The organism is Robinsoniella sp. RHS (assembly GCF_001029355.1).
In the GTDB taxonomy this organism is placed as follows: domain Bacteria; phylum Bacillota; class Clostridia; order Lachnospirales; family Lachnospiraceae; genus Robinsoniella; species Robinsoniella peoriensis.
In genome coordinates this window covers 58,880-65,753 of record NZ_JNGB01000031.1, presented here as the reverse complement: position 1 = coordinate 65,753, position 6,874 = coordinate 58,880, and the positions used below count along the sequence as shown (strand labels likewise).

At 42.4% G+C, this 6,874-nt stretch carries 5 protein-coding genes; all 5 read left to right on the top strand.

The window, feature by feature from the left end:
* Nucleotides 1-475: sugar ABC transporter permease (locus RHS_RS15315; protein WP_047833663.1), on the top strand; the 475-nt coding region annotated here is incomplete at its 5' end.
* A gap of 271 nt (nucleotides 476-746) precedes the next feature.
* Entirely contained in the window at nucleotides 747-2,342 is a 1,596-nt protein-coding gene (locus RHS_RS15310; protein ID WP_047833662.1) for a response regulator, read from the top strand.
* 7 nt (nucleotides 2,343-2,349) lie between these two features.
* The gene (locus RHS_RS31115) at nucleotides 2,350-4,044 is read left to right on the top strand and encodes a sensor histidine kinase (RefSeq protein ID WP_395022528.1); all 1,695 of its coding nucleotides are present in this window, start codon (nucleotides 2,350-2,352) and stop codon (nucleotides 4,042-4,044) included.
* Between the two features lie 64 nt (nucleotides 4,045-4,108).
* Entirely contained in the window at nucleotides 4,109-5,593 is a 1,485-nt protein-coding gene (locus tag RHS_RS15300; RefSeq protein ID WP_047833661.1) for an ABC transporter substrate-binding protein, read from the top strand.
* A gap of 123 nt (nucleotides 5,594-5,716) precedes the next feature.
* On the top strand, nucleotides 5,717-6,856 hold the full coding sequence (locus tag RHS_RS15295; protein WP_047833660.1) for a D-ribose ABC transporter substrate-binding protein: 1,140 nt from the start codon (nucleotides 5,717-5,719) through the stop codon (nucleotides 6,854-6,856).
* The last annotated feature ends 18 nt before the right edge of the window (nucleotides 6,857-6,874 follow it).

Below are 6,874 nucleotides of genomic sequence, written 5' to 3'. Positions count from 1 at the left end.
TGCGCTGATTGCAGTGGGAGCTGCGCTTATCTTAAAGTATACACCATTTGGCTGGCATGTTCTGGCAATCGGTGGAAATGAAAGGGCAGCCAGGCTGTCCGGTATCAAGGTGAAGAGAGTAAAGACCTATGTATATATGTTTTCAGGCTTTTGTTCCGTAATGGTTGGTATGATCGCTGCAGGACAGTTGGTTGCTGCACATCCGGCAACCGGTGAAGGCTGGGAGATGAACGCGATTTCGGCGGCAGTACTTGGCGGAACTTCCATGGCTGGCGGTGTGGGCACCATAGGCGGCACAATCGTAGGTGCATTTGTAATCGGCGTTATTAATGACGGTATGGTTATGTGCGGAGTTTCGGAATTCTGGCAGAAGGTAATCAAAGGTATCGTAATTGTGGCTGCGGTTATCATAGACCAGTTCCAGAGAAATATGCAGGCGAAGATGGCGCTGCAGGTTCGCAATGAATCCAAATAATCAGAGAAGAAAGGGCTGGAATACATATCATCCACCGCAGACCGGGTTACACGTCTGGAAGAATATAATGAATTGTATGGAAAAATAAGGAAATAAAAAAATTTACAGATGTAGTATAATAGTAGTATTGTAAGTATAGTCAGATGACTTTACAGTTTATAGTGGAAGCTTATGGACAGGGAACGGTGTTTTCCTGTCTTGTTCCGCATTCAAAAGTCAATGGATTTTCAAGAGCATCCCTCCAGTGTCAGCCAGGGGGAACAGAAGAACAATGAAAAGGAAAGAGGGGACTCCGGTAATGAATATTTTAATTGTAGATGATGAAAAACTGGCAGTTGAAGTTATCAAGAACATGATTCAGTGGGAAAGTTATGGAATAGAGGAGGTCTATACGGCTTATAGTATGAAGCAGGCTGTGGAGGCGATGGAACGGCATCAGATATCCATCCTGTTGTGTGATATTGAGATGCCAAAGGGAAGCGGGCTTGAAGTAGCCGCCTGGATACAGGAGCAGAAGCTGGATATTAAAATCATCTTTCTCACAAGCCATGCCGTATTCCAGTATGCAAGCCAGGCGATTAAGTATGGTGTATCCGACTATCTCCTAAAGCCAGTGGTTCCGGAGGAATTGGAACAGGCAATCCAGCTGGCATCGGAAAAAATTCAATTACATAAGCAGATAGAACAGAATGAAAAATATGCTTCCTACTGGAATTCCGGTAAGACAATTATGCAGCAGGATTTTTGGAAGTCCTATCTATCCGGTGGAAAGGAATATAAGAATCTGCAGAGCATGTCAAAGAAGATTGATATTGATGCAGAACCGGGGACGGTTTATTATCCAATACTTTTATACTGGTCCAGAAAGAAAAACAGAGGGACTGTGTGGGATGATGAGATCATCGAATTTTCGATCCGGAACATCGTATCTGAGGTGTTGTTCGGGAAGATGCAAAACGGGAATTTTGTACTGCTCCGAAACAACTGCATATTGGCGGTCTACCCTATGCAGAAAGAGACCCGGTTGTGGATGAGGGAAAAGTGTAAGATGATGCTGGACCGGTGCGGGGAATACCTGAGTTTTTGCAATATCAGCTGTTATGTTACGGGAGATACGCCATTTGAAAAGCTGAAGGAGGCTGTGGACATGCTAATAGAAACCGAAGAAGAAGATATCCTTAAAGAAAACAGGGTCATAATGGCCCAGCAGGACAAAGAAGTGTTCAAATACCAAAAACCGGACATGGAGCCCTGGGTGAATGGCCTGTTTGATAAAAACCAGAGTAAAGTGCTGAAGGAAATACAGAGATATCTGGAAGAAGTAGGTGTGGTTTACCATGCGGATTCAAAGTCTTTAGGGCAGTTCCAGCATGATTTTTTACAGGAATTATACATCGTCCTGGAGCGGAAAGGGATCTATGCCCACAGTGTCCTGTCCAGCCCGCAAATGCTGGAGTCCTTCAACCGGGCATCCAGGAGTATCGCGGATATGGTTAACTGGGTTTCTGACCTTTCAGATTCCCTGGTACAGTATGATTATAAAAAAGAAAAAACACCGGATATGATAAAAGAGATTAAAGTTTTTATAGAAGAAAACTCTGGTGAGGAAATCAGCAGAAATGACCTGGCGGCAAAGGTTTTCCTGCATCCGGATTATTTAAGCCGGATATTTAAAGAACAGATGGGAATGTCCTTGTCAGATTTTATCATTCAGGTCAGGATCGACAAGGCGAAGGTACTGCTTCAGAAAACAGATGACCGGATTTCTGATATTTCGGCAAAAGTAGGATATCCCAATACGGCGTATTTTACAAAATTATTTAAGCGCGCAACCGGTATGACACCAAAAGAATTCAGGAAGGCATAGGTAGAAAATGAAGAAAAATCATTCACTTCGCTATTTTATTGTGGAAATAGTGAGCGCTGTCCTGATTATATTGTGCGCATGTGTAATGTGCTATAATTATTACATCATGCATCTGATGGAAAGACGCGTGACAGATTCGGTGAAAGCTACAATTGGCATTTATAACCGCCAGATTGAGAGTAATCTGGACAATATCCAGACTTTTTTGCTTACCCAAAGCCTGATGGAAGAGGAAAAGAGGAAACTGGTGAATCCGAAGAGGGAACTGGACCGGTATATGGCGGAACTATCCATAAAATCTGATTTTATGAAGCAGATAGGCAATTACAAAATGCTGGATGGAATATTTCTATATGACAGGAAAAATGACATTTACTTAAGCGGTGTGCAAAATGGCGTAACGTCTCAGCAAAACACAGATATTTATAAGAATATATACGATACCCTTGCCAAGTTTGAAAGAGAGGGGCAGGGTTCGTGGTTTACCGTACAGATACTAAATGATACCTGCCTCATTAAAGTACTGGAGAACCAGCAAATCTATGTGGCGGGCTGGGTTAAAATAGAAAATATATTAAAAGAACTGAAAGTAGGTCTGGGTGCGGACTCAGACTTTATCTTCCTGTGCCGGGAAGACGGTAAGGTACTGGATCTTCACTACACTGAGAGGCAGATCAAGCTGACTGGACAGGATGAGGTGGTCCTGAATAAAAACCGTTATCAGAATATCCAGGTGGATATTGAAAACCATGGACTGTCCATTGCGGTACTGAAGAAGAAAGGCGGATTCCTGGATGAACTCCGGGTGGCTGGAATCAATGTGGCGGTAACCCTGGTATCTGTGGCGATTCTCTCTGCATTGGTACTGTTTTTGCTAAACCGGTATTTTTTAAAACCGCTGAACCGGCTTGTGCAGGCAATGCAGCAGCTTAAAAACGGGAATCTGAAGGTGAAGCTTGCAAATGACAAGGAGTTTGAAGAATTCCAGATTGTAAATAAAACCTTTGATCTCATGACGGAAGAAATAGAATCCCTGAAAATTCATGTCTATGAAGAACAGATACACAAGCAAAAAGCCCAGCTCCAGTATCTGCAGGTACAGATTGACCCTCATTTTCTGACAAATTGCATGAGTCTGATTCAGAATCTGCTTCTGCTGGACCGAAAAGATTCAGCCCGGGAAGCGACGGTTGTCTTAAGCAAATACATGCGGTATACATTGAGAAGCGATACAAAAGTATCCGTTTTGCATGAGCTGGAACATGTAGAGAATTACATATGCCTGCAAAAACTGCGTTATGAAGACCAGCTGAGCCTGGTGCTAAGTAAAAAGGGGGAAGTGGATGGAGAGATGATCCCCAACATGCTGATTCAGACCTTCGTGGATAATTCGGTCAAACACCAGTTAAGCCCGGAGTCGCAGCTTCTCATTACCGTGGAGGTAAAATATATTATGGGGGAAGAGGAAAAAGAATATCTCTACATTTCAGTATCGGATAACGGAGATGGATTCGAAAGTGATATATTGGAAAAGCTGAAAAATAATGAAGTTATATTAAAACAAAACGGGGAGCATATCGGAATCTACAATGTATGTCAGAGAATGGCACTTATATATGGAGAAGAAGCACATATTCAATTTGGGAATGGAGATGCCGGAGGAGCAGTGATTGAGATACGCCTGCCAAAGAGTGAGTCATAAAGCGTGATTAAAAATTTAAGAAGTTTATTAAAAACAGATGTCTGCCAGGCAGACAGGAGGGTCAATGAAGACAAATATGAAAAAGTTATTTATTTTATTGGTTATTGCATGTGCAATGTCCGGTTTAATGCTCTTCTTAAGATGGTGCCACCCGGTAAATAAAGAACAACAGGCAGAGCATGAGGAATATGAAAAACTGGTAGTAGCGTATTCCGGAAGTATTGGTGGGACAAAGGATCTGCAGCTTGTCCAGGATGAACTGAATAAGATCACGCGTAAAAAGCTGGGTATAGAAGTGGAACTGAAGGTACTTGATAATTTTAAAAATACAATTAATCTGATGCTCTCCGGCAAGGAACAGCTGGACATTATGACAATTGATAATCAGATGTATATGGAAGCTTATATCAATCAGAATCTGTGGGAATTGGATGATCTTCTGGATCAATATGGATCCGGTATAAAAGAGGCGCTGGGGATGGAGAATATCAATGCCTGCCGGATAAAAGGAAAGTTGTACGGCCTTCCGAATAACCGTGATTTTGCTGCTGGCTGGGATGCCTATATGCTCAGAAAAGACATTCTGGATAAATATAACATCAAAAAAGAAGACATCAAAAGTATTGAAGATTTGGAAAAAGTATTTGATCTGCTTCTGGAAAAAGAGCCGGATATTACCCCTATAGCTTCCTCCGGTTCCATGTTCGGTAATTTTGCGCTGGCGGACGGCATAAACAGCTTCCCGGCAGGCGGCCATCTGAACTATGGACAGGATGAGGAGATTGTAAATATATTTGAGACGGATGAATATATGGAAAATTTAAAACGTGTGAGGGAATGGTATCTGAAAGGATATATGGGAGACAGGATTCTGGAAGATACCCAGTCTCTGCGGGACAAGATTCGGGAGGGGACGGTATTTTCTTATCCCCAGAAGGGGAAGCCGGGAATTGAACGGCAGGAATCCATGTCTTATGGAAAAGAACTGGTGATTGTCCAGTTTGGTGAAAATGCTATCAGTTATAATTCCCTGGCTGCCCTGCCATGGGTGATTACCAAAAATTCAATATCAAAAGAGAAATCCATGCAGCTTCTGAATCTGATGTATACCGATGCGGATATTATGAATCTGCTGTCCTATGGGGTTGAAAATATTCACTATGTTAAAACGGAAGACGGCCATATTAAGCTGCCTACAGGTGCCGCAAGCAACGTATTTATAAAAGGATCCTGGAAGATGCCAAATCAGTTTATTACATATGTATGGGAAGGAAATCCACTGGATTTGTGGGAGAGGATGGATGAGTATAATAATTCTGCCCTGCGATCCTGCGAAATCGGATTCAATTTTGATGTATCGGAAGTCTCAACGGAATATATCACCCTGGAAAAGATCTATAATAAGTATAAACCAATTTTAGAAAGCGGCCTGGTGGATCCGGAAGAAGGGCTACGGGAAATGCTGGGTGAGTTGAATGCAAATGGGCTGCAGGAAGTGATAGCAGAAAAGAGAAAGCAGTTTGAGGAGTGGAAAAAGGAGTATAAGTAAAAAGTCAGAATACTACACATTTAGTTCAGAATCGTTATATTTTTCTATTCCCTGATTTGTTAATATATATATAAATAATTTATATAAAATTATTAAAAATATTTATAAAAAGGAGAAGATGATATGAAGAAAAAAGTGGTAAGCGCAATTTTATGTACAGCAATGGTAATGGCTATGGTCACCGGATGCGGAGGTGGTACGAAAGAGACTCAGAAGGCTGAAACACAGGCTGCAACAGAAGCAACAGAGGCTGAGACAAAGGCAGAAACCCAGGCTGCAACAGAAGCAACAGAGGCTGAGACAAAGGCAGAAACCCAGGCGGAAACAAAAGCAGCGGAAACCCAGGCACCTGAAACACAGACAGAAAAAAGTGCCGATGCAACAGCATTAACAGGTGGCGGTTCCAACATAGTTTATATCATTACACCTTCCCATTCCAATCCATTCTTCGGTACGGAAGCTACTGCTGCAGAAGCAAAGGCAAAAGAACTTGGATACGAAGTGAAGACTTTGTCACATGATGATGATGCAACAAAACAGATGGAGCATTTTGAATCTGCAATTGCAGATAAAGCAGCGGCTATTATCTGTGATAACGCAGGTGCAGATGCAACAATCGAAGCAGTGAAAAAAGCAAAAGATGCAAATATCCCCACATTCCTGATCGACCGTGAAATCAATGAAGAAGGTGTGGCAATTTCCCAGATCGTTGCAAATAATTATCAGGGTGCCAAAGCAGTAGCGGAAGTATTCGTAGAGGCAATGAACGAAGAAGGAAAGTACGTAGAGCTATTAGGTAAGGAATCTGATACCAATGCAGCGGTTCGCTCCAATGCATTCCACGAAGTAATTGACCAGTATCCGGATATGGAAATGGTAGCACAGCAGTCAGCAAACTGGGAACAGACAGAAGCATTTGAAAAAATGGAAACCATCCTGCAGTCTAATCCGGATATTGCCGGTGTTATCTGCGGTAATGATACTATGCTGGAAGGCGCAGTGGCAGCATTAGATGCAGCAGGTCTGAATGTTCCGGTAATCGGTGTAGACGGTTCTGACAATGCAAGAGATCTGATCAAAGAGGGAAAAGCAACCGCAACAGCATTACAGCAGGCAGCGAAAATTGCAAGAATGGCAGCAGAGCAGGCAGATGCTTATCTGAAAAACGGAACGACAGGGCTGGATGAAAAGCAATTGGTAGACTGTATTGCAATTACAAAAGATAATGCAGACAAATTAAGCGCATTTGATTATCAGGAATAGAAAGGGAACAAACAGAGA

What these genes read in the sequence shown, in the direction of transcription:
- RHS_RS15310 (WP_047833662.1), top strand. Translation starts at nt 747, where the DNA reads ATGAAAAGGAAAGAGGGGACTCCGGTAATGAATATTTTAATTGTAGAT.
- RHS_RS31115 (WP_395022528.1), top strand. Translation starts at nt 2,350, where the DNA reads ATGAAGAAAAATCATTCACTTCGCTATTTTATTGTGGAAATAGTGAGC.
- RHS_RS15300 (WP_047833661.1), top strand. Translation starts at nt 4,109, where the DNA reads ATGAAGACAAATATGAAAAAGTTATTTATTTTATTGGTTATTGCATGT.
- RHS_RS15295 (WP_047833660.1), top strand. Translation starts at nt 5,717, where the DNA reads ATGAAGAAAAAAGTGGTAAGCGCAATTTTATGTACAGCAATGGTAATG.